The sequence below is a fragment of the uncultured Methylobacterium sp. genome (assembly GCF_964242245.1).
In the GTDB taxonomy this organism is placed as follows: domain Bacteria; phylum Pseudomonadota; class Alphaproteobacteria; order Rhizobiales; family Beijerinckiaceae; genus Methylobacterium.
Genome location: NZ_CAXTBY010000072.1, coordinates 1 through 21,248, shown reverse-complemented (window position 1 = coordinate 21,248; position 21,248 = coordinate 1). Strand labels below are relative to the sequence as shown.

20 protein-coding genes and 1 pseudogene are annotated in these 21,248 nt (G+C 72.9%); 13 read left to right on the top strand and 8 right to left on the bottom strand.

Annotation, left to right across the window (positions count from 1 at the left end; genetic code table 11):
- Positions 1 to 868: urease subunit alpha (locus ACFE8Y_RS14760; RefSeq protein WP_375465143.1), on the bottom strand; the 868-nt coding region annotated here is incomplete at its 3' end.
- Positions 869 to 1,223: 355 nt separating this feature from the next.
- Between ACFE8Y_RS14760 and ACFE8Y_RS14755 the strand changes: the two genes are divergently transcribed.
- Entirely contained in the window at positions 1,224 to 2,264 is a 1,041-nt protein-coding gene (locus tag ACFE8Y_RS14755) for an RNA ligase (protein ID WP_375465142.1), read from the top strand.
- A 38-nt stretch (positions 2,265 to 2,302) separates the two neighbouring features.
- Here the strand turns inward: ACFE8Y_RS14755 and ACFE8Y_RS14750 are convergent, their stop codons facing one another.
- Positions 2,303 to 2,923, bottom strand: a complete 621-nt coding sequence (locus ACFE8Y_RS14750; protein WP_375465141.1) for an urease subunit gamma — start codon at positions 2,921 to 2,923, stop codon at positions 2,303 to 2,305.
- Between the two features lie 160 nt (positions 2,924 to 3,083).
- Here ACFE8Y_RS14750 and ACFE8Y_RS14745 point away from each other — a divergent pair, with 160 nt between their 5' ends.
- Genes ACFE8Y_RS14745 through ACFE8Y_RS14730 form a run of 4 tightly spaced genes read left to right on the top strand, consistent with a single transcriptional unit; the run spans position 3,084 to position 6,409 of the window.
- Positions 3,084 to 4,232, top strand: coding sequence for an acyl-CoA dehydrogenase family protein (locus ACFE8Y_RS14745; RefSeq protein ID WP_375465144.1), 1,149 nt, complete (start codon positions 3,084 to 3,086; stop codon positions 4,230 to 4,232).
- Between the two features lie 4 nt (positions 4,233 to 4,236).
- Positions 4,237 to 4,974, top strand: coding sequence for a PIG-L deacetylase family protein (locus ACFE8Y_RS14740; protein ID WP_375465140.1), 738 nt, complete (start codon positions 4,237 to 4,239; stop codon positions 4,972 to 4,974).
- Positions 4,971 to 5,564, top strand: a complete 594-nt coding sequence (locus ACFE8Y_RS14735; protein ID WP_375465139.1) for an SAM-dependent methyltransferase — start codon at positions 4,971 to 4,973, stop codon at positions 5,562 to 5,564. Before ACFE8Y_RS14740 ends, ACFE8Y_RS14735 begins: the two co-directional genes overlap by 4 nt.
- Positions 5,561 to 6,409 (top strand): glycosyltransferase family 2 protein, encoded by an 849-nt coding sequence (locus ACFE8Y_RS14730; protein WP_375465138.1) that lies wholly within the window; start codon positions 5,561 to 5,563, stop codon positions 6,407 to 6,409. Before ACFE8Y_RS14735 ends, ACFE8Y_RS14730 begins: the two co-directional genes overlap by 4 nt.
- Positions 6,410 to 6,453: 44 nt before the next feature.
- On the opposite strand, the gene ACFE8Y_RS14725 is transcribed toward ACFE8Y_RS14730, so the two are convergent.
- From ACFE8Y_RS14725 to ACFE8Y_RS14715, 3 genes are read right to left on the bottom strand one after another with little or no spacing between them, the layout of a single operon-like run.
- Positions 6,454 to 7,527 carry a glycosyltransferase gene (locus tag ACFE8Y_RS14725; RefSeq protein ID WP_375465137.1) on the bottom strand — a complete coding sequence of 358 codons (1,074 nt, stop codon included), beginning with the start codon at positions 7,525 to 7,527 and terminating at the stop codon, positions 6,454 to 6,456.
- Entirely contained in the window at positions 7,524 to 8,615 is a 1,092-nt protein-coding gene (locus tag ACFE8Y_RS14720; protein WP_375465136.1) for a glycosyltransferase, read from the bottom strand. The genes ACFE8Y_RS14725 and ACFE8Y_RS14720 overlap by 4 nt, the downstream gene beginning before the upstream one ends.
- Positions 8,612 to 9,718, bottom strand: coding sequence for a glycosyltransferase family 4 protein (locus ACFE8Y_RS14715; protein WP_375465135.1), 1,107 nt, complete (start codon positions 9,716 to 9,718; stop codon positions 8,612 to 8,614). Before ACFE8Y_RS14715 ends, ACFE8Y_RS14720 begins: the two co-directional genes overlap by 4 nt.
- A 474-nt stretch (positions 9,719 to 10,192) precedes the next feature.
- Here ACFE8Y_RS14715 and ACFE8Y_RS14710 point away from each other — a divergent pair.
- Positions 10,193 to 10,926: pseudogene (locus ACFE8Y_RS14710) on the top strand (molybdopterin-dependent oxidoreductase).
- Between the two features lie 105 nt (positions 10,927 to 11,031).
- On the opposite strand, the gene ACFE8Y_RS14705 reads toward ACFE8Y_RS14710, so the two are convergent.
- Positions 11,032 to 12,378, bottom strand: coding sequence for a PQQ-dependent sugar dehydrogenase (locus tag ACFE8Y_RS14705; protein WP_375465134.1), 1,347 nt, complete (start codon positions 12,376 to 12,378; stop codon positions 11,032 to 11,034).
- Positions 12,379 to 12,546: 168 nt separating this feature from the next.
- Here ACFE8Y_RS14705 and ACFE8Y_RS14700 point away from each other — a divergent pair, with 168 nt between their 5' ends.
- The 5 genes from ACFE8Y_RS14700 (at position 12,547) to ACFE8Y_RS14680 (ending at position 16,913) form a co-directional block, all read left to right on the top strand.
- Entirely contained in the window at positions 12,547 to 13,527 is a 981-nt protein-coding gene (locus ACFE8Y_RS14700; protein ID WP_375465133.1) for a threo-3-hydroxy-L-aspartate ammonia-lyase, read from the top strand.
- A gap of 4 nt (positions 13,528 to 13,531) precedes the next feature.
- On the top strand, positions 13,532 to 14,314 hold the full coding sequence (locus ACFE8Y_RS14695) for a trypsin-like serine peptidase (RefSeq protein ID WP_375465132.1): 783 nt from the start codon (positions 13,532 to 13,534) through the stop codon (positions 14,312 to 14,314).
- A gap of 95 nt (positions 14,315 to 14,409) precedes the next feature.
- Positions 14,410 to 15,084 (top strand): cell wall hydrolase, encoded by a 675-nt coding sequence (locus ACFE8Y_RS14690; protein ID WP_375465131.1) that lies wholly within the window; start codon positions 14,410 to 14,412, stop codon positions 15,082 to 15,084.
- A 328-nt stretch (positions 15,085 to 15,412) separates the two neighbouring features.
- A complete protein-coding gene (lipA, locus tag ACFE8Y_RS14685) occupies positions 15,413 to 16,411 on the top strand; it encodes a lipoyl synthase (RefSeq protein WP_375465130.1) in 999 nt (332 codons plus the stop codon).
- Positions 16,412 to 16,418: 7 nt separating this feature from the next.
- A complete protein-coding gene (locus tag ACFE8Y_RS14680; protein ID WP_375465129.1) occupies positions 16,419 to 16,913 on the top strand; it encodes a type II toxin-antitoxin system RatA family toxin in 495 nt (164 codons plus the stop codon).
- Between the two features lie 48 nt (positions 16,914 to 16,961).
- Here the strand turns inward: ACFE8Y_RS14680 and ACFE8Y_RS14675 are convergent, their stop codons facing one another.
- Positions 16,962 to 17,456 (bottom strand): CinA family protein, encoded by a 495-nt coding sequence (locus ACFE8Y_RS14675; protein WP_375465128.1) that lies wholly within the window; start codon positions 17,454 to 17,456, stop codon positions 16,962 to 16,964.
- A gap of 124 nt (positions 17,457 to 17,580) precedes the next feature.
- Positions 17,581 to 18,864 carry a bifunctional 2-C-methyl-D-erythritol 4-phosphate cytidylyltransferase/2-C-methyl-D-erythritol 2,4-cyclodiphosphate synthase gene (locus tag ACFE8Y_RS14670; RefSeq protein WP_375465127.1) on the bottom strand — a complete coding sequence of 428 codons (1,284 nt, stop codon included), beginning with the start codon at positions 18,862 to 18,864 and terminating at the stop codon, positions 17,581 to 17,583.
- 163 nt (positions 18,865 to 19,027) lie between these two features.
- Between ACFE8Y_RS14670 and dusB the strand changes: the two genes are divergently transcribed.
- Positions 19,028 to 20,035, top strand: coding sequence for a tRNA dihydrouridine synthase DusB (dusB, locus tag ACFE8Y_RS14665; RefSeq protein WP_375465126.1), 1,008 nt, complete (start codon positions 19,028 to 19,030; stop codon positions 20,033 to 20,035).
- Positions 20,032 to 21,171, top strand: a complete 1,140-nt coding sequence (locus ACFE8Y_RS14660; protein WP_375465125.1) for a nitrogen regulation protein NR(II) — start codon at positions 20,032 to 20,034, stop codon at positions 21,169 to 21,171. Before dusB ends, ACFE8Y_RS14660 begins: the two co-directional genes overlap by 4 nt.
- The last annotated feature ends 77 nt before the right edge of the window (positions 21,172 to 21,248 follow it).

Genomic DNA, 21,248 nt, shown 5'->3' with positions numbered 1-21,248 from the left:
CGGGCGCGTGCCCGCCGCCCGCGCCCTCGGTGTGGAAGGCGTGGATGGTGCGGCCGGCAAACGCCGCGATCGTGTCCTCGACGAAGCCGGATTCGTTCAGGGTGTCGGTGTGGATCATCACCTGCACGTCGTGGAGGTCTGCGACCGTGAGGCAGGTGTCGATGGCCTTGGGCGTCGTGCCCCAATCCTCGTGCAGCTTCAGGGCGCAGGCGCCGGCCCGCACCATCTCGACGAGCGATTCGGGGCGCGAGGCGTTGCCCTTGCCGGCGAAGGCGAGGTTCATCGGGAAGCTGTCTGCCGCCTCGATCATCCGGGCAAGGTGCCAGGGGCCGGGGGTGCAGGTGGTGGCAAACGTCCCGTGCGCCGGGCCCGTGCCGCCGCCGAGCATGGTGGTGATCCCTGAGCACAGGGCCTCGTCGATCTGCTGCGGGCAGATGAAGTGGATGTGGCTGTCGAAGCCGCCGGCCGTGAGGATCTTGCCTTCCCCCGCGATCACCTCGGTGCCGGGGCCGACGACGATGTCGACGCCCGGCTGGATGTCCGGGTTGCCGGCCTTGCCGAGCTTGTGGATACGGCCCTTCACGATGCCGACGTCGCACTTCACCACGCCCCAATGGTCGAGCACCACCGCGTTGGTGATGACGGTGTCGACGGCGCCGTCGGCGTTGGTGACCTGGCTCTGCCCCATCCCGTCGCGGATGACCTTGCCGCCGCCGAACTTCACCTCCTCGCCGTAGGTGGTGAGATCGCGCTCGACCGCGATCTCCAGGGACGTGTCGGCGAGCCGGATACGGTCGCCGGTCGTCGGGCCGAACATGTCGGCATAGGCCGCGCGGGGGAGGGAGGCCGGGGCGGGAATGTTGGACATGGCTCAGAGCTTTCCTTCGACGCCGTAGACCGACCATGACGGGCCGCCCGTGGGGCGAAACGCATTCCCGGAGGCGACAGGGACCGCGAAGACGGGCATAGGCTCAAACCCTTGCTTGGCGACCAAGAGCATCCGCTTCGAAGGCCCGGTAAGACGACGATCCTTCAAGGAGAGACACCCATGTCACACCGACGCGATCACGCGAAGCTTCGACTTTGTCATGCCTCGCATCCTCGCGGCCGATATCGACAAGAAATCGGACATGATCTTCCCAAGAATTGAATCCCTCTCGGACGTAACACCCCATATCTCCTTCGATCAGGGCTTCGTCGTATCCAGGCGCGGGACCCGTACCGTGATCGATTACGTCTTCGCGGTGCCGGAGACCTTCGGCTCGGCGGTGTCCCGCGAGTGCCGCGGCCTGAAGTTCGATGCCGACGGCCGGATCATAGGCCGCCCCTTCCACAAATTCTTCAATCTCGGCGAGCGCGAACGGATCGAGGACATCGACTGGTCGGCGCCGCATTGCATCCTCGACAAGCTCGACGGATCGATGGTGCATCCGGTCCTGCTCGACAGCACCCTGGTGTTCATGACGCGGATGGGCGCGACCGTGCAGGCCGCCCTCGCGCAGACCCATGCCGACGAGGGCGTCCTCGGCCTGTCCCGGCATCTGTTGGCGGGCGGCATCACGCCGATCTTCGAGTTCACCTCCCCGGGCAACCGGATCGTCGTCGCCTACGACACGCCGGCCCTCACGCTGCTGGCCGCCCGCGCCATGGTGTCGGGCACGTACCTGCCGCAGGCGGACCTGGTGCGGTTGGCGGAGCGCTTCGGCGTTCGGGCCGTCACGGTCGCCGGACGCATCGCCGACCCGAAGCGTTTCGTCGCCCGCGCGCGGCAGGAGGCCGGCATCGAAGGTTACGTCGTCTGCTTCGACGACGGCCATCGCCTGAAGCTGAAGACCGACGGCTACGTCCTGCGCCACAAGGCGCTGGCGGGCGTCCAGTTCGAGAAGAACGTGCTCGCCTGGGTCGCCACCGGCGCGGTCGACGACGTGGTGGCGATCCTTCCGCCCGATATCGCGGCCCGCGTCCTCGACTACCAGGGCACGGTCAATGCGGCCCTCGCAGCCCGCGCCCGCGAGATCCGCGCCTTCGTCGACGAGAACCGCTCCCTCGCGCGCAAGGACTTCGCGGCGCTGACGATGCAGCGTTTCGACAAGCGCCTGACCCAGGCGGTGTTCACGGCCTACGACGGCAAGGACCCGAGCATCGCGCTTCAGATGCTCGCCACGCGGGCGGCCGCGAGCGACTTGAAGGTGGATGCCGTGCGCGACCTGTTCGGCATGCGTTGGTCGGTCGAAGGTCTGGGCCTGCCCGAGTTGGAGGCCTGACTGCGGCGGGACCGCCGCGGGGGGCGGGCAGGACGGCGTCACAGCGCCCCCATCACGTCGCCGCGGAACCCGTACACCGTCCGCCCGCCCGAGAGCGGCACCAGCACGACCTCCCGCGTCGAGCCCGGCTCGAAGCGCACCGCCGTGCCCGGCGCGATGTCGAGGCGCCGGCCGCGCGCCTTCTCGCGATCGAACGCCAGCCCTGGGTTGACCTCGTAGAAGTGGTAGTGCGAGCCCACCTGAATCGGCCGGTCGCCGGTGTTGGCGACTTCGATCACCGTGCGCTCGGCGCCGGCGTTGAACACGATCTCGCCCGGCAGCGTCGTGACCGCGCCCGGAACGTCGGGGGAGGGTGCGCCGCGGATCGGGTGATGCACCGTGACGAGCTTGGTGCCGTCGGGAAACGTCGCCTCGACCTGGATGTCGTGGATCATCTCGCCGATCCCCGGCATCACCTGATCGGCGGTGAGAACGTTGGCGCCGGCCTGCATCAGCTCGGCCACCGAGCGCCCGTCGCGGGCGCCCTCGACCACGAAGTCGGTGATGAGCGCGATCGCCTCCGGGTGGTTGAGCTTCACCCCGCGCCCCAGGCGATTGCGCGCGACCTGCGCGGCCATGGCGACGAGGAGCTTGTCTTTCTCGCGGGGGGTCAGGAGCACGGGGGCCTCTCGTCTGCCGGCCGGGTCAAGCGCCGAGCAAGGATCATGCTGGCGCGGCGGTCAAGCCTTCCGGCGGATCGAACGGAATGGCCGAAATGCTGCGCGGATTTCACATCCGTGCATGGTCGATTCGCACGCGTGCGCCATCTTCCATCGGACCATGACGATCCACATTGAACGCGCCACGCTCGCGCAGCGGCTCGCGCACGTCGTCGAGGCCGCAACCTCGGCGGTCGCGCACGCCCCGGCGCCCGACCGACAGGGGAGCTTCCCGAGCGAGGCGATCGCGGGCCTGCGCGCGGCCGGGCTGCTCGCCGCGCCCTTGCCGGAGGCCCTCGGCGGCGCCGGTCTGTGCGAGCCGGGGCGCGCCGCAACCCTGCGCGACGTCCTTCGCGGGATCGGTCGGGCGAACCTCGCGGTCGGCCGGGTCTACGAGGGGCACGTCAATGCCCTGGCCCTGATCCTGCGCTACGGCAGCGACACGGTCCGCGCCCGCTTCTCGGCGGATGCGCACGCGGGGCACCTGTTCGGGGTGTGGAACACAGAGCCGGAGCCGGGCGGCCTCGCGCTCGGCGCGGACGCGGAAGGGCCTCTGCTGACCGGTGCGAAGTCCTACGCGTCGGGCGCCGGCCACGTGACCCGGCCCCTGGTGACGGCCCGGTTGCCGGACGGCAAGCGCCAGATGCTGGTGGTGCCCCTGGACCCCGACGCGCGCACGGATCTCTCCGGCTGGCGGATTCAGGGCATGCGCGCCACCGCGACCGGGACTGTCGATTTCTCGGGCATCCGGATCGGTCCCGGCGAGCGGATCGGCGCGGCCGACGACTACGGTCGCCAGCCCTTCTTCAGTGGTGGGGCGTGGCGCTTCCTTGCCGTCCAGTGCGGAGGCATCGAGGCCGTGCTCGGCGCGCATCGGGACCACCTCCTGGCGACCGGCCGCGGCGGCGATCCGCACCAGCGCGCCCGGCTCGGGCGCGCCGCGACCGCCGCGGAGACCGCGCGGCTCTTCGTGGAGCGCGCGGCCCGGTTCGCGACCGCGGAGTCCGTCGATCCCGAGAGCGTGATCGCCTACGTGAACCTCGCCCGCGGCGCGGTCGAGCGGGCCGGGCTCGACGTGATCGAACTGGCCCAGCGCTCGGTCGGGCTCGCGGGCTTCCTCGAAGACCATCCCCTGGAGCGGCCGGTGCGCGACCTGGCGACATACTTGCGTCAGCCGGGGCCCGACGCGGCGCTTGCCGGCGCCGGGGCTCACGTGCTCGATGCCGACGTTCCGATTCACGCCCTCTGGCCGGACCCAGAGACGACCTGAGACGATGCGTGCCGACGCCTTCCTCCCGCTCCTGCACACCCTGCCGGTCGCCGGGCTGACCGCGATGACCGGCGGGCGCGGCCTCGTCGTGGTCGCACCCCACCCCGACGACGAGAGCCTCGGCTGCGGCGGCCTGATTGCCGAAGCCTGCCGCCGCGGTGACGCCGTCCGCCTCGTCGTCGTCAGCGACGGCTGCGGCTCGCATCCGAACTCCCGGCTGTATCCGCGGGAGCGCCTGCGGGCGTTGCGCCAGGACGAGACCCTGCGCGCGGTGGCCGCGCTCGGCCTCGTGCCCGGGCACGTAACGTTCCTGGGGCTGCCCGACGCGCACGTGCCGCGTGCGGGGCCGGAGGCCCGGTCCGCCGCCGACCGGATCGCCGCGGCCGCGCAGGATTGCGACGCCGGGGCGGTGTTCGTGACGTGGCGCCACGATCCCCACTGCGATCACGCCGCGGCGGCGGCCATCGTCGATCTCGCCCGCCCGAGGAGGCCGGCCATGCGCGCCTTCGCCTACCCGGTCTGGGGCTGGACCCTGCCGCCGGAGCGCGAGGTCGGGCCGGCGCCGCGGGGCTTCCGCCTCGACATCGAACCGCATCGGGCCGCCAAGCGCCGCGCGGTGGCCGCCCACGCCTCCCAGACCACGGGCCTGATCGCGGACGACCCCGAGGGCTTCCGCCTGCCGGAGGCGATGGTGGAGCGCCTGTGCGGACCGCACGAATGGTTCATCGAGCTGCCGGAATGAACCGTCCCCAGACCTCGTTGCCGCCGGACTACTTCGTGGGGCTGTACGGCGAGGATTCCGATCCCTGGGGCTTCGCGACCAGCGCGTACGAATCCGGCAAGTACGCGGCAACGCTGGCCAGCCTGCCGCGCGCGCGCTACGCCTCGGCCCTCGAGGTCGGCTGCTCCGCCGGGGTGCTGTCGCGGAGCCTCGCCCTGCGCTGCGACGCGCTCATCGGCCTCGACGTGGTGCCGGTGGCGCTCGATGCCGCGCGGGCGCGCTGCGCCGACCAGCCGTGGGTGCGCTTCGAGGCCTGCGCGATCCCGGATTCCTGGCCCGACGGCCGCTTCGATCTGATCCTGCTCTCGGAGCTCCTCTACTTCTTCTCGCGGGCCGACCTCCTCCGCATCGCCGCCCGCGTGGCGTCCGCGATCGAGCCGGGCGGCGACGTGGTGCTGGTGCACTGGCTCGGCGGAACCGACTATCCCCTCTCCGGCGAGGACGCGGCGGACGCCTTCATCGCTGCGGCCGGCTTTGCCCGCCCGTTCCATCAGGTGCGGACGCAGGACTACCGCATCGACGTGCTGCGCGCGCGTGCCGCCGACCCGTGAGCGTCAGCGTCGTCACCCTCAACAAGGGCCGCGGGCATCACCTCGCGCGCCTGCTCGAAGGCCTCGCCCGCGGCGCACCGCCCGCGGAGGCGGTCGTCGTCGAGATGGGCGGGGACGAGGCGCCGCCGCCGGCCCTCGGTTTCCCCGTCCGGCGCACGCACCTGCGCAGCCGCGGCCTGCCGCTTGCCGCCGCCCGCAACGCCGGGCGTCGTGCGGCGACCGGCGACGCCCTCGTGTTCCTCGACGTCGACTGCATCCCCTCCGCCGGTCTCGTGGCGGGCCTCGCCGCCGCGATCGCGGAGCACGACGCGCTGATCTGCTGCGAAATCCGCTACCTGCCGCAGGGCGCGGTCGCGGATGGGTGGACCGAGGCGCAGCTCGATCGGCTCGGGCTGCGCCATCCGGCCCGAACCTTCCCGCGATCCGGCGTGATCCCGGCCCCGCAACCGGGCCTGTTCTGGTCGTTGGCCTTCGCGGTGCGGGCCGCCACCTACGACCGCATCGGCGGCTTCGACGAAGGGTTCGACGGCTACGGCGCCGAGGACACCGACCTTGCCTTCCGCGCGGCAGCAATCGGTGTGCCGGTGCTGTTCGCGGGTGGGATGCACGCGTGGCATCAGCACCACCGCGCCTGCGACCCGCCGCTCCAGCATTTTTCCGACATCGTCGCCAACGCCCGTCGATTCCAGGCGCGCCACGGCGTCTGGCCGATGGCCGGCTGGCTCGACGCCTTCGCCGCCCTCGCGCTTCTGGAGCATGACCGGCGCGACGGCCTCATCGTGCTGCGGCCACCGACCGAGGCCGAGATCGCCGCCGCGCAGGTGCCGCCGGAGCGGCCGTTCTAGGCGGCTCACATCCACGGACGGGGGTCCGCCACCTGGAGGACGCGTCAAAGGCCGGACGGCGCCCGCGCCTCGATGCCCCGGGCGATCGCCTCGATCGCGGCGGCGAGCCGCGGCACCGCGTCCGGATCGTGCAGGGTGGAGATGGCCGCCGGGTCGAGGGCGAAACCCGCGCGGATCAGCGCCGGCCAGTCCTCGGCCGCGGGCCAGGCGGTGCGCACGACCGCGGCGCCGAGCCGTTCGAGGGCTGCGGCCTTCTCGGTCTGCTCGCCGAAGGCCCGCGGCTCGGGCAGGCAGACGAAGCGTCGGCCGGCCGCCGCCACCGCGGCCACCACCCCGTCGCCGGCGCCCCCCACCACCAGGGCGCTCCGAGCGAGGAACGGCTCGATCTCCGCGACCCAGCCGTGCAGGTGGAGGTTCGCGGGGGGCGCCCGCGCGGTCTCGCCATGGATCGGCCCGAGGACGTGCCAATCGCGCTCCGGCACGGCGCCGGCCGCCGCGGCGAGGTGTTCGCGATGGCCGCCGGCGCCGCCGCGGCCGAACACCGCGACGATCGGGCCGGCCGGGTCCGGGTCGCGCGCCGCGCTGGCCGCGGCGCCGAGGAAGCCGGCGTAGAGGGTCTTCTCCCGCACCCAGGCCGGGATCGTCTCGCCCTCCAGCACCCGCGGGAACGGGGCGATCAGGCGCGTGGCGCTGCGGAAGGCTTCGAGATGGGGCGGGTCGGTGCGGGTGCCGGCCAAGCGGACCATCAGGACCGGCACCGACATGAGGCGTGCAAACAGCGCGACCTCCACCGAGACGTCGACGACGATCAGCGCGGGATCGGCCTCGGCGATCCAGACGGCCAGCGCCGCCATCCGGTGGCGGAGGCCCGGCAGTCCGAGCGGGGCGTAGTGGAAGGCCTCGGGCCGCCCGCTCTCGCCGTCGCGGCCCGCGAACCCGGTGGCGGGCAGGCGGTCGTCGGGCAGATCGAGGACGGGCCCAGGAGCCTGGGTGCGGTCGAGGCCCGAGAGGGTCCCGATCAGGGTGCAGGGCCGCGGCAGCGCCCGCGCGATCCGGCACGCCCGCTCCCAGTGGCCGGCACCCTGGTGGTGGACGTAGTAGCCCACCGGCCGGGTCACGCCGCCTGCCCGCGGCCGAGCCCGGGGAGCAGGGCGTCGAAGGCCGCGAGCGCCGCGTCCAGGTCCATCTCCGGGGCCGGTCCGTCGGCGGCCTCGAGGCGCGGGGCCGCCCGCTCGACGAAGGCGATGTCGTTCGCGCAGGCGTCCGGCTCAATCGCGATCAGGTCGGCCTCCGTCAGGCCGAAGGCCAGCAGCGCCGCGCGGCGCTCGCGGCCGGCCGTTCCCGTCCAGGCCCGGCGGAGCGCCGCGCGGCGGGCGATCAGCGCCTGCCAGTGGCCGGGCACCGGAAGGCGGTAGGGCAGGGCGGCGCGCGCCGCCGCCTCCCGGCGGAGCATCTCGGCCGCCATCCCGCCGTCGGCGCGGCCGGCCGCGCGGTCCGAGACCAGGACCGATACGTCGGGGCAGTGACGCAGGCGCCCTCCCGCCCGCCTTACCCGGGCGACCAGGGCGTTGTCCTCGCCGCGGGGCAGGGGCGGCAGGCCGCCGACGCGGCGATAGAGCGAGGCCGTGAGCGCGAGGCTCGCTCCGGTATGGTCGCCGTGGCGCGGCGCCGGATCGTGCGGCGGCGGATCGAGCGCGTCCTCGACAGCCCTCACGCAGGTCCAGTAGCGCTCGATCCGCGCGTGCAGGTCGGCGAGCACAGCGTCGGGCGCGTCTTCCGGGTCGAGCACGAGGCGGCCGCCGACGATCTCCGCGCCAGCGAGCGCACGCAGGTTCGCCGCGATCCAGCTTCGCGGCACCCGGGCATCGGCGTCGGTGGTGAGGAGGGTGCCGTCCGGGAAGCCCTCCGCTTCGAGCCAAGCGGAGCCCGCGTCGAGGGCCATGCGGCGGGCGGTGCCGGCGTGGGCCTGCGCCGGCGCCAGATCCGCCTCGATCAGCCGGATCGCGAGCGTTCCGGTCTCGCCCGCGGCCTCCATCGCCCGCACGGCGTCAATGGTGCCGTCCGTGCAGTTGTTGGCGACGATGACGACGCGGAGCGGTTCGCGTCCGCAGGGTCCGTCCTGGCGGCCGAGGGAGCGGATCAGGCGCGGCAGGCGCCGGACTTCGTCGCGCGCCGGCACGCACACGACCGCCGGCCCCACGGTCAAGCCGACGCTCCGCCCACCCGCCTGAGCCGCGGCGCGGCGATGGACCGAAGCCGGTGGTGCGCGGCCATCGCCTCGTCGTAGAGGGCGAGGTAGCCCGCCGTCATCGCCTCGGCGTCGAACAGGGCCTCGGCCCGGTCCCGGCAGGCGCGCCGGTCGAGGCGTACCGCCCGCGCGATCGCCGCGGCGAGGCTATCCACGTCGTCGGGGCGGCCGAGCGCGCCGCAGGTGGCGTCGAGGATGTCGGGCAGGGCGCCGCGGCCGAAGCCGGCGACCGGCGTGCCGCAGGCGAGCGCCTCGGCGACGACGAGACCGAAAGGCTCCTCCCAGCAGGGGGTGACGAGGGCTGCACGCGCGCCGCCGAGATGGACCGCGAGGTCCGTGTGCGCGAGGTGCCCGAGATCGGTGAGGTGGGGCCCGAGCCGTGGGGCGATCCGCTCCGCCCAGTAGGCCGGATCGGGCCGCGGGCCGGCGAAACGCAGGGGCAGGCCGGCGGCGCGCGCCGCGTCGATGGCGAGGTGCAGCCCCTTCTCCGGGACGATCCGACCGGACCAGAACACGTAGCCGGCAGGGTCCGCCGCGGCCCGGTAGACGAAGACGGACAACTCCACGCCGTTGCCGATCGTCACGGGATCGGGAACGATGTCGCGCCACGCCTCGGCCAGGCTGTTCGAGACCACGGCGAAGGCCATCGTGGCGGCTGCCGCCCGCACGCCGGCTTCGAGGGATTCGAACGGCGGCGTGTGCAGGGCCGTCACCATCGGGACGGCGAGGTCCCCGCTCCTGCGCAGGGGCAGGTCGTGCAGGCTGTTGTTGTGGACGAGGTCGAAGTTGCCCCGCATCACCGCGTCCATGATCCTGGCATAGGCCGCCCGCTCGGCCCGCTCGATCGCGTCGTGCCGGAGCGAATCGCCGAGACCGTCACCGGTCGGCGGGCAGACCAGGATCGGCGCCAGCGCCGGGTCGGAGCCTTCCGAGGCGAACAGCGTCACGTCGTGGCCGCGCCGTCGCAGGGCGCCGGCGAGCAGGTGCGTGTGCATCTCCAGGCCGCCCGGATAGGGCTGCGTGATCGGGAACTTCAGGTGGGCGAGGAGGGCGATCTTCACGGAAGCTCATTCGAAGCGGAGGCCGCCCGGGGCTGTCGCACGCCAGACCTGTGTGGATGATGAACGAACGCGCTATCACGTCGGCGATTTCGTCGGCAAGCGCGAGGGTCGAAGGGGTTGAGAGGGCCGCGATGACGGGGACAGCGATGCTGCGGGTCCGAAGCTTCGAGGGCCGGCTCCCTGTAGCCGGCTAAGCGATCGCCTCGCCGTGAACGCGGGCGACCGACGATGAGCGGGGCGGGCACGGCACCGATCCGCCGCGCGCCCTGGGTGCGCGCGACGCACTGGATCGACGGCGGCGCTCCCCGACCTGTTCACCCTGTTCGGCGGCCGGCAATCGGCCCGCACGATCCACTTCTTTGCCGCAACCCTGCTGATCCTGTTCCTCGCCGTGCATATCCGGCAGGTGCGGGCCAACGGTCCCATCGCCCTGATGCGCGGGATGATCGCCGGGGGCCGGACGGAGCCGGACCGATGAGCGACATCAGCCGCCGCAAGCTGATCCTCGGAGCCTCCGTCGAGGCCGCGGGCCTCCGTCCGGCTGCGACCTCGTGGGCGACGGCGGGCCCAGCCGCGGCGGCCTCCACGCCGTGAGCGACGCCCTCAACTTCGCGGTCCAGCGCTTCCTGCTGCGGCATCAGCCGCTCGCCCGCGAGTTCGCGCCCGAAGCGATCTCGGCGGTGTTCCCGACGATCAACACCACCGAGCCGGACGACTTCGCCTACCGCCGCTCGAAGGCTGTGGGCTTCTCGGACTGGCGGCTGCCGGTCGGCGGCCTCGTCGGGCGGCCGGCCGCGTTCTCGCTTGCCGATCTCAGGGCGATGCCGGCGCGCGCAGATCACGCTCCATGCCTGCGAGCAGGGCTGGTCGGCGATCGGCGGCTGGACCGGGGTTGCGCACGTGCTGACGGTGGCCGGGCTCAAGCCCGAGGCGCGCTTCGTGGTGATCCGCACCGTCGACGGCTTGTGGGACACCTACGACCTGTTCGACGCCCTCCGTCTGCAGACAATCCTCGCCTACGGCATGAACAGCGGGGCCTTGCCGATCGACCACGGGGCGCCGGTGCGGCTCCGGGTCGAGCGCCCACTCGGCTACAAGTCGCTGAAGTACGTCACCTTGATCGAGGCGGTCGCCCGCGTGGACGACCCCGGCCAGGGCCGCGGCGGCATGCTCTCCGAGCTGGATTCAGCTGGTACGCGGGGATCTGAAGCATAGCGCTCGCACGAGCATGCGGAGGGTGCATCGCGTTCGGCGAAGGAGCTTCTCACGCTCCGGGAACGGGCGCTGCGCCGCGCCCGATCCCGCCCGCTGCCTCACTGCGAAGCCGCCGCTCCGGTCACCCGCCAGATCGCGTTGCCGACGTCGTCGGAGACCAGCAGCGCGCCGGTCTTGTCGATCGCCACGCCGACCGGGCGTCCCTGCGCCCGCTCGTCGGCATCGAGGAAGCCGGTGAGCGCATCGACCGGCTTGCCCGCGGGTTTTCCGTCGGCGAACGGCACGTAGAGCACTTCGTAGCCGCTCTTCGGGCGGCGGTTCCACGAGCCGTGCTGGGCGACGAACAGGCCGCTCTTCCAGGCCGGCGGCAGGGTCGAGCCCTGCGAGAACGCGATCCCGAGGGACGCCGTGTGGGTGCCGAGCGCGTAGTCCGGCACGATCGCCGTCGCCACGAGGTCCGGCCGCTGCGGGCTGACGCGCGCGTCGACGTGGCTCCCGTAGTAGCTGTAGGGCCAGCCGTAGAAGCCGCCCTCCTTCACCGACGTGACGTAGTCGGGCACGAGGTCGCTGCCGATCTCGTCGCGCTCGTTGACCGCGGTCCAGAGCGCGCCCGTCACCGGCTCGAAGCCGAGGCCGTTGGGGTTGCGCAGGCCGGTGGCGTAGGCGCGCAACGCGCCGCTCGCCCGGTCGAGCTCGTAGATCGCGGCGCGGCCCTTCTCGGCGTCGAGCCCGTTCTCGCCCACGTTGCTGTTCGAGCCCACCGTGACGAACAGCTTCGTGCCGTCCGGGCTCGCGATCACGTTCTTGGTCCAGTGATGGTTGATGCCCGACGGCAGGTCGACGACCTTCTCCGGCACGGCCGTGATCTCGGTCTGACCGGTCTCGTAGGGCACGCGCACCAGGGCGTTGGCGTTGCCGACGTAGAGGTCGCCGCCGACGAGCGCCATGCCGAAGGGCGAGTACAGGTCCTTCAGGAACACGGTGCGCAGATCGGCTACGCCGTCGCCGTCGGTGTCGCGCAGGAGCACGATCCGGTTGGGGCTCTTCACGCCCGCGCCCGCCATCCCCTTCACCCGGTCCGCGACCCAGTCCGCCACGCTGGTGGACTTGTCGCCGGACGGCGGGGTGTTGCTCTCGGCCACCAGCACGTCGCCGTTCGGCAGCACGTGGACCCAGCGCGGATGCGTTAGCCCCTGCGCGAAGGCAGCCACCGACAGCCCCTGCGCCGCCTTGGGCTTGGCCCCCTGCGCCCAGCCGGCGACGCGGGCGATGTTGACGGTCGGCATCAGCGTCGGGTTCGGCTCGGGCAGGGTCGGGCTCGCGCCGGTGCCAGCCGCGAAGTCGAGGCTCGCCTGCTCCGGGTAGACGATGAAGCGCACGAAGGCGGCCCCGCCCAGGAGCACGGCGGCCAGCGCCCCGAGCCCGATCTTGGTTCCTGTCCGCATGGTGTTCCCGCCTGTTCCGCCGATCCCTGACAATCGGCGAGCGCGCGATTGGCTCCGATGCACCGGGCGGGCTGCACGAACGGCGCGGCGGCGGGTATGAGGGTGAGGCTGCATCGCCGGAGGATCGCGCATCGGGCGCGGGCCGGGCGGTGGCCGAGCGAGCCTGCCATGACCGAACCGAGCCGCCCCTCCCGTTCGCCAACCTTCGCCGATGTCGCGCGCGCCGCCGAGCGCCTCGCGGGCGTCGCGCACCGGACCCCGGTGCTGACCTCGCGCACGGCCGACGCGCAGACCGGCGCGCGCCTGTTCTTCAAGGCGGAGAACCTCCAGCGGGCCGGCGCCTTCAAGTTCCGCGGCGCCTACAACGCGATCGCGGCGCTGCCCGCCGACGCGCGGGCCCGCGGGGTGCTGGCCTACTCGTCGGGCAACCACGCCCAGGCGATGGCGCTGGCCGCCCGGCTGCTCGCCGTGCCGGCGACCATCGTCATGCCGCTCGACGCGCCGGCGATGAAGGTCGCGGCCACCGAGGGCTACGGCGCCGAGGTGGTGCGCTTCGACCGCTACACCCAGGACCGCGTCGCCCTCGGCCGCGAGATCGCCGAGGCGCGGGGGCTCACCCTGATCCCGCCCTACGACCACCCGGACGTGATCGCGGGGCAGGGGACGGCGGCCCTCGAACTGATCGAAGACACCGGCCCCCTCGACATGCTCGTCGTCTGCCTCGGCGGCGGCGGCCTGATCTCCGGCTGCGCCCTGGCGGCGGCCGAGCGTTCGCCCGGCTGCGCGGTGATCGGCGTCGAGCCCGAGGCCGGCGACGACGGCCAGCGCTCGTTCCGCGCGGGGCGGATCGTCACGATCCCCGTGCCGCGGACCATCGCCGACGGGGCGCAGACCACCTTCCTCGGCGCGCTCACCTTCCCGATCATCCGCGAGCGCGTCGCCGACATCGTCACGGTGTCGGACGGCGAGCTCGTCGCGACGATGCGGTTCTTCGCCGAGCGGATGAAGCTCGTGGTCGAGCCGACCGGATGCCTCGCAGCGGCCGCCCTGCTGCACGGCCGCATCGCGGCGCGGGGCAAGCGCGTCGGCGTGGTGATCAGCGGCGGCAACGTCGACCTTGCGGCCTTCGCCCGGCACGTCGGGACCTGAGCGGTTGCGCGCGGTCCTGCTTGCGGGGCTCGGCCTCCTGTCCGCCGCGGCGGCGGGCGCGGAGGACATCGCGTTCGATGCCGACGCGTGGCCCTACACGGCCATCGGCAAGCTCAACGTCGTGCTCGGCGCCAACCGCCTGCAAGCCTGCACCGCGACCCTGATCGGGCCACGGCTCGCGCTGACCGCGGCGCACTGCCTGTGGGACGTGCCCCGCAAGCGCTGGGTGAACCCGGCGCAGGTCCACTTCGTGGCGGGCTACCGGCAGGGCGCGTACCGCGCCCATACCCTGGCGACCGGGTACCGCAAGCCGCCGGACTACGCCTACGCCTACGGCACCGCACAGCCGAACATGCAGGGCGACTGGGCGCTGGTCGCGCTCGCGCAGCCGATCCCCGTGGAGCCCCTGGCCCTGGAGGACCGCGCGCCGGACGGCGATCCCCTCCGGCGCGAGATCCGGCGGGCGGGCTACAGCCGCCTGCGGCCGCAGACGATGAGCACGCAGGGGCATTGCAGCGCCCAGCTCGGCCCGACGCGGCTGCTGCTGCACGACTGCCGGGCGGTGCCGGGCGAATCCGGCTCGGCCCTGCTCCAGGTCGAGAACGACCGGCCGGCGGTGATCGGCGTCCTCGTGGCCAGCAATCCGCGGGAGGACGGGGCTGCGCCCTCGATCGCCGTGCCGACCGGCGCGTTCCGCGCGGTCGCCCAGGAGATGCTGCGCGAGGCGGGGCAAGGGGTCGAGGCGGCGCAATCAAGCCAGCAGCACGCGCCTGCACGCCGGCCGTGATCCCGACGGCGCCACAGATTCAGCCGATTTGCCCTCAAGCTTGAGAATCAGTCACCGCGGGTCGACGGTGCCCGCGGCAGGGAGCTCGAGACGGCATGCAGGGTGTTCTCGCGATGCGCACGGCGTCCCGCCTCGGCCTGATCCTGGCGGTTTCGGGACTTGCCGCCTGCACCACCCGCGCGAACACCGACCTCGTCACCGGCTCGACGCGCGCCGCCAAGCCCGTGGCCGCGACGGAGGCCGAGCGCGACTGCCTCGGCCGGGCGATGTACTTCGAATCCAACCGCAGCGATCCCGAGGGATTGCTCGCGGTCGGCACGGTGGTGATGAACCGGCTGGAGGCTGCCGCCTTTCCCAACGGCGGCATCTGCGCCGTGGTCGGCCGGCCCGGGCAGTTCGCGGCCGGCGTGCTGACCAAGCCGATGGCGGACAAGGACCTCCAGAAGGTCGCCGACGCCGCCGACGCGGTGCTCGCGGGCGAGCGCCACGCGAAGGTCGGCCGGGCGATGTACTTCCACACCGCCGGGCGGCGCTACCCCTACGACAACATGCACTACGTGGCGGTGGCCGGCGGCAACGCCTTCTACGAGAAGCGGAAGGCGGGCGCGGTCGATTCGGCGCCGACCCCGATGGCCTACGCCGCGGCGGCGGAGCCCACATCCCCGGCCGGCGCGGAGCCGGAGATCGCCGCCGCGCAGACGGTCCTCGCCGAGGCCGCCCACGACATCTGCCGGGTATCCGAACTGACGCCGACCCGTCGGGGCGGCTGACGGCGGTCAGGCTTCGCCTTGCCCGACGGCCGTCGTCCCGCGCGCTACTTCTGAGGGAGCGGGGCTGAGCTTCGCGCGGGCCTCCGCGTCCGCAGCGGAGCCGGCCGGCTTGATCCCGACATCGGCCGGCCCGGCGCTGGTGCCGGGGCCCTCCACCGCCATCCCGTCGCTCTGCCGCGTTCCCGGATCGGCCCGAGGAACCGGTCCGTCATGTGCCCCGGACGCGGGGGACCCGCGGTCGCGCCGGTTTGCGGCCGCGCGCCGGAGGTCTTAAGTCGAACGGACTCCCCGATGTCCGCGCCGCGGGTGTCGTCGCTCGCGGTGTGGCATGGCCGTCGTCCTCGATCTCCTGAAGAACGATCCCCGGCCGCCGCTGCCGGCGCGCGTGCGCCATCCGGAGAAGGCGCACCGGCCGGACCAGGCGGTTCAGGCGCGCAAGCCCGACTGGATTCGCGTCAAGGCGCCGGGCTCCCCCGCCTGGGCCGAGACCCGGAAGATCGTGCGCGAGCACGGGCTGGTCACGGTCTGCGAGGAGGCGGGCTGCCCCAACATCGGCGAGTGCTGGGAGAAGCGCCACGCCACCTTCATGATCATGGGCGACACCTGCACGCGGGCCTGCGCCTTCTGCAACGTCCGCACCGGGATGCCGGGGGCGCTGGACGCCGACGAGCCGGAGAAGATCGCCGACGCGGTGGCCAAGCTCGGCCTGCACCACGTCGTCATCACGTCGGTCGACCGCGACGATCTCGCCGACGGGGGCGCCGAGCATTTTGCCCGCACCATCGCAGCGATTCGCACGCTGAGCCCGGCGACGACCATCGAGATCCTGACGCCCGACTTCCTGCGCAAGGACGGCGCCCTCGAAACCGTGGTCGCGGCGCGGCCCGACGTGTTCAACCACAACCTCGAGACGGTGCCCGGCAACTACCTCACGGTGCGGCCGGGCGCGCGCTACTTCCACTCGGTGCGGCTGCTGCAGCGCGTGAAGGAACTCGACGCGGGCATCTTCACCAAGTCCGGCATCATGGTGGGCTTAGGGGAGGAGCGCAACGCGGTCGTGCAGTTGATGGACGACCTGCGCTCGGCCGACGTCGACTTCCTCACCGTCGGCCAGTACCTCCAGCCGACGAAGAAGCACCACCCGGTGGTGCGCTTCGTGCCGCCGGACGAGTTCAAGGCGTTCGAGACCACGGCCTACGCCAAGGGGTTCCTGCTGGTGTCCGCGACGCCGCTCACCCGGTCGTCGCACCACGCGGGCGAGGATTTCGCCCGGTTGCGGGCCGCGCGCCGCGCCCGCCTCGCGCCAGCCCAGCCCCTCTCAGCCTGAGTCGTCGATGCCGTCCTTCCGGATCACCCGCGCGGTGCGCCACGCGCCGCAGCAGATGTACGACCTCGTCGCCGACGTCGAGCGCTACCCCGAGTTCCTGCCGCTCTGCGAATCGCTGCGCGTGATCCGTCGCCAGCCGGACTTGGGGGCCGGGCGGGGAGAGGGCGCCGAGGTGCTCGTCGCCGAGATGGGGGTCGGCTACAAGGCGATCCGCGAGCGCTTCACCACCCGCGTCAGCCTGGACCGGGCCGCCCTGACGATCGTGGCCGAGTACATCGACGGCCCGTTCCGCCACCTCGAGAACCGCTGGGCGTTCAAGCCCGGCCGGGACGGCGGCTGCGAGGTCGACTTCTTCATCACCTACGAGTTCAAGAGCTTCGCGCTCGGCCTGCTGATGGGCAAGATGTTCGATCGTGCCTTCCGGAAGTTCACCGATGCGTTCGAAGCCCGTGCCGACCGGGTCTACGGCACCGAACGCTCCGCGCCGCTCCCCGCGCGCTGAGGCGTCGGCGGCGCGCGACTTGGCCGATGTCGAAGCGATCCCGCCCCGTCACGGATCGCAGGCGCCCTCCAGGAGGCCGAGGGCGTCCGCCACCGCGCGGCGCCGGATCTCGCCGCGCCCGAGGTCGCCGTAGCGCCGCTCCAGGTGGCCCACGGCGCCCCGCGTCGCCAGCCCGAAATGCACGAGGCCTACGGGCTTTTCGGCGCTGCCGCCACCGGGGCCTGCGACGCCCGTGATCGCCACCGCGGCCTCGGTCCGGGCGGCGGCGCGGGCGCCCTCGGCCATCGCGCGGGCGACCGGCTCGCTCACCGCGCCGTGCGCGGCGATCAACTCGGGGGGAACGCCGAGCATCTCGGACTTGGCCGCGTTCGAGTAGGTGACGAAGCCGCGATCGAGCACCGCCGAGGACCCCGGCACCGCAGTGAGGAGGCCGGCCACGAGCCCGCCGGTGCAGGACTCCGCCGTCGCGATCGTCAGGCCCGCCCCCACGCAGCGTGCCACCAGGGCTGCGGCGCGGGCAAGGAGAGCAGCATCATCGATCATCGCAGGTCTCCGGGGCCGGTTCGGCGCCTGATTTCAATTGAGTCACGACGGCCACGTCGTTGCGACCGCTCGTGCGGTATCCTCGGCAGCCGACGTCCGGGCGGCAGGATCGAACGATCGACCATCAGCTCCGGCGCATGGCCGTCTCGGCCTGGTCGTCGACCGGCGCCTCGGGTTCCTCCGGCAGGCGCACGGTGGCGGCGGCCTGGGCGGCCAGCCCCTCGGCGCGGCCGACGAAGCCGAGCTTCTCCGTGGTGGTTGCCTTGATCGACACGGCCGTCAGCGGCACGCCGCAGATCTCGGCGATGCGCGCCCGGATCGCTTCGCGGTGGGGACCGATGCGCGGGCTTTCCGCGAGCACGGTGACGTCGAGGTGATCGATGCGCCCGCCCCGCGCCCGCACCAGCTTGCAGGCATGCGCCAGGAACCGGTCGGAGGAGGCGCCGCGCCACTGCGGGTCGGAGGGCGGGAAGTGGGTGCCGATGTCGCCGTCGGCGATGGCGCCGAGGAGCGCGTCGGTGAGCGCGTGCAGCGCCACGTCGCCGTCCGAATGCGCGAGCACGCCGCGCTCGGCGGGGATCTTCACGCCGCCCAGCCAGACGTGGTCGCCCTCGGTGAAGGCATGCACGTCGAAGCCGGTGCCGAGGCGGGTCACGGTGGCGGTCATGGCGGGCTCCCTCTCCCGGCCGGCGAAGGCCCGGTCGGCGTCGATCAGGTCGGCGGCTTGCGTGATCTTGCGGTTGCAGGGATCGCCGTCGAACACCACGACCGTCAAGCCCGCCCACTCGGCGAGCGCCCCGTCGTCGGTGAAGCCGTGGCGGTTCTCGGCGGCGGCCGCGCGGTGGGCATCGAGGAGGGCGTAGAAGGCGAAGGCCTGCGGGGTCTGCACGGCGCGCAGGTGCTCGCGGGCCGGCGTCTCGCGCACGCGGCCGATGCCGGGCGCCTGCGCCTCGACGCGCTTGATCGTGTCGCTGACGGGAACGCCCGGCACCGCCGCGCCGTGGTCGCGGCCGGCCGCGATCGCGCGGTCGATCAGGTCGAGATCCACGTGCGGCCGGGCCGCATCGTGCACGAGGACGATGTCGGGCGGGGCCAGCGCGGCCAGCGCTTCGAGGCCGGCGCGGACGGAGTCCTGGCGCGCCGCGCCGCCCTCGACCGGCGGCAGCAGCTTCGTGCGCGTCTCAGGAAGAAGATCGGCGAGGCAATCCCGGTAGAATTCGGCCGCGTCGGCGGCGATCACGACCTGCAGGCGACCGATGCCGGGGTGCGCACCGAGGGCGTCGAGGGTGCGGGCCAGCACGGGTTGCCCGCCGATGCGGCGATACTGCTTGGGCATGCCGCCGCCGACGCGGATGCCGCGGCCGGCCGCCACGACGATGGCGGCGACGCTCGGTCCGGGGCTGGACATGGTAAGGGTTCCGCCGTGCCGTCGCCGGGACCGCCGTCCGTGGAACGGCCGGCGGCAGATCCGGGTCTCGGGACATCTGCCCGTCGTTTAAGCGGGGGACCCTCCGAAATCAAATCGCGGCCGCGCTTGCGTCGCGCCAACTTTTGTCTATTTGTTGTGCAGAATGATGCCTGATCATTATTTGAGCGTCCTGCGGGGCGAACGCTCGGCCGAACCGGTGGTGCTGCTGGCGCCGCTCTCCGGCGTCACCGACCTACACATGCGCCGGATCGCGCGTCGCGCGGGGGCAAGCGCCGCGGTCTCCGAGATGGTGGCGGCGGCCGAGTTCGCCAGGGGCGCGAGCGAGGCGCGGGTGCGGGCGGATGGCTTCGGCGTCAGCCCGCACGTGGTCCAGCTCGCCGGATGCGCGGCCCGGCCGATGGCGGAGGCCGCGCGGATGGCTCAGGACGACGGCGCCGACGTGATCGACGTCAACATGGGCTGTCCGGCCAAGGTCGTCACCGGCGTGGCCGCGGGCTCGGCGCTGATGCGCGACCCCGATCACGCCGCCCGGCTGCTCGCGGCGGTGCGCGCGGCGGTGACCGTCCCCGTCACGGTGAAGATGCGCCTCGGCTGGGACCACGATAGCCTCAACGCCGCCGACCTCGCCTGGCGCGCGCAGAGCCTGGGGCTGAACGCCGTGACCGTCCACGGACGGACGCGTCAGCAGTTCTACAAGGGCGCGGCCGACTGGGCGGCGATCCGCCCGGTGGTCGAGGCTGTGTCGATCCCGGTCATCGCCAACGGCGATGTCGTCGATGCTGGAACCGCCCGCGCGTGCCTCGCCGCGTCGGGCGCGGCCGGCGTGATGATCGGCCGGGGCGCCATCGGACGTCCCTGGCTCGCAGGCGCCGTCGCCAACGCGCTGGCCGGCCGCCCGGTGCGGGAACCGTCCCGCGCGGAGCAGGGCAGGCTGGCGGCCGAGCACTACGCCGGGCTGATCGCGCTCTACGGCGCGGCGATGGGCGTGCGCCACGCCCGCAAGCACTTGGCGGCCTACGCCGACGCCGCGGGGACCTTGGGTGCCGCTGAGCGCACCCGGCTCCTGACCACGACCGATCCGGACACGGCGCTGGCGCTCCTCGATCGCGCCTTTCGCGAGGCGGATCCTGCGATCGCGGAGGCGGCATGAGCGACGGGCCGCGGGAGACGCTGAGGCCGCGGGGCATGCCCACGGCCGAATCGGTAATCAACGCCCTGCCGCTGCCGGTGCTCACCATCAGCGCGGACGACCGCATCCTGCACTGCAACCACGCGGCGGAGAGCTTCTTCGACCATTCCGCCCGGCTGATGCAGCGGTGGCGTTTGCGCGACATCATCCCCTTCGCCTCGCCGATCATCGCGCTCGTCGCCGAGGTGCGCCGCCGCCGGTCCAGCGTCAGCGAGTACCGGGTCGAGCTGGTCCAGCCGCGCTCGGGCAGCGAGCGCAGCGTCGACGTGTTCGCGACATGGCTCGGCGATGAGGGCGAGGCCGTGGTGCTGATGCTCCAGGAGCGCACCATCGCCGACAAGATGAACCGGCAGCTCACCCACCGCGGCGCCGCCCGCTCGATGGTGGCGCTCGGCGCCATGCTCGCCCACGAGATCAAGAACCCACTCGCGGGCATCCGCGGCGCGGCGCAGCTCCTGGAGCAGTCCGGCGCCGAGGAGGACCGGGTGCTCACCCGCCTGATCTGCGAGGAGACCGACCGGATCGTGCGGATCGTCGAGCGGATGGAGCTGTTCGGCGACGAGCGGCCCGTGGAGCGCGGGCCGGTCAACGTCCACGGGGTGCTCGATCAGGTGAAGCGCTCGGCGCAGTCGGGATTTGCCCGCCACATCCGCTTCGTCGAGACCTACGACCCGTCGCTGCCGCCGGTGCTGGGCAACCGCGACCAGCTCGTCCAGGTGATCCTCAACCTCGTCAAGAACGCCACCGAGGCGATCGGCGCGGACTCGGTCGACGGCGAGATCACCCTGTCGACGGCCTTCCGCACCGGCCTGCGTCTCCAGGTGCCGGGCTCGCGCGAGCGCGTCAGCCTGCCCATCGAGGTGGCCGTGCGCGACAACGGGCCGGGCATCTCGCCCGAGCTGCTGCCCGACCTGTTCGACCCCTTCGTCACCACGAAGTCGCAGGGGTCCGGCCTTGGACTTGCATTGGTGGCCAAGATCGTCGGCGACCATGGCGGCATCGTCGAGTGCGATCCCGCGCCCCGCCGGACGACCTTCCGCATCCTCCTGCCCATGTCGAGCGCGCGCGACGGCCGCGAAGCGACCCTGGACCCGTGAGTTCGGAGCCCGAGTCACAAGCCATGCCCAACGGCCACATCATCGTCGCGGACGACGACGCCGCCATCCGCACCGTC

Excerpts from the sequence above, each read along its gene's own strand:
- ACFE8Y_RS14745 (WP_375465144.1), top strand. The coding sequence starts at position 3,084 with ATGACGATCCACATTGAACGCGCCACGCTCGCGCAGCGGCTCGCGCAC.
- ACFE8Y_RS14740 (WP_375465140.1), top strand. The coding sequence starts at position 4,237 with ATGCGTGCCGACGCCTTCCTCCCGCTCCTGCACACCCTGCCGGTCGCC.
- ACFE8Y_RS14735 (WP_375465139.1), top strand. The coding sequence starts at position 4,971 with ATGAACCGTCCCCAGACCTCGTTGCCGCCGGACTACTTCGTGGGGCTG.
- ACFE8Y_RS14705 (WP_375465134.1), bottom strand. The coding sequence starts at position 12,378 with ATGCGGACAGGAACCAAGATCGGGCTCGGGGCGCTGGCCGCCGTGCTC.
- ACFE8Y_RS14700 (WP_375465133.1), top strand. The coding sequence starts at position 12,547 with ATGACCGAACCGAGCCGCCCCTCCCGTTCGCCAACCTTCGCCGATGTC.
- ACFE8Y_RS14690 (WP_375465131.1), top strand. The coding sequence starts at position 14,410 with ATGCAGGGTGTTCTCGCGATGCGCACGGCGTCCCGCCTCGGCCTGATC.
- lipA (WP_375465130.1), top strand. The coding sequence starts at position 15,413 with ATGGCCGTCGTCCTCGATCTCCTGAAGAACGATCCCCGGCCGCCGCTG.
- ACFE8Y_RS14680 (WP_375465129.1), top strand. The coding sequence starts at position 16,419 with ATGCCGTCCTTCCGGATCACCCGCGCGGTGCGCCACGCGCCGCAGCAG.
- ACFE8Y_RS14675 (WP_375465128.1), bottom strand. The coding sequence starts at position 17,456 with ATGATCGATGATGCTGCTCTCCTTGCCCGCGCCGCAGCCCTGGTGGCA.
- ACFE8Y_RS14670 (WP_375465127.1), bottom strand. The coding sequence starts at position 18,864 with ATGTCCAGCCCCGGACCGAGCGTCGCCGCCATCGTCGTGGCGGCCGGC.
- dusB (WP_375465126.1), top strand. The coding sequence starts at position 19,028 with ATGATGCCTGATCATTATTTGAGCGTCCTGCGGGGCGAACGCTCGGCC.
- ACFE8Y_RS14660 (WP_375465125.1), top strand. The coding sequence starts at position 20,032 with ATGAGCGACGGGCCGCGGGAGACGCTGAGGCCGCGGGGCATGCCCACG.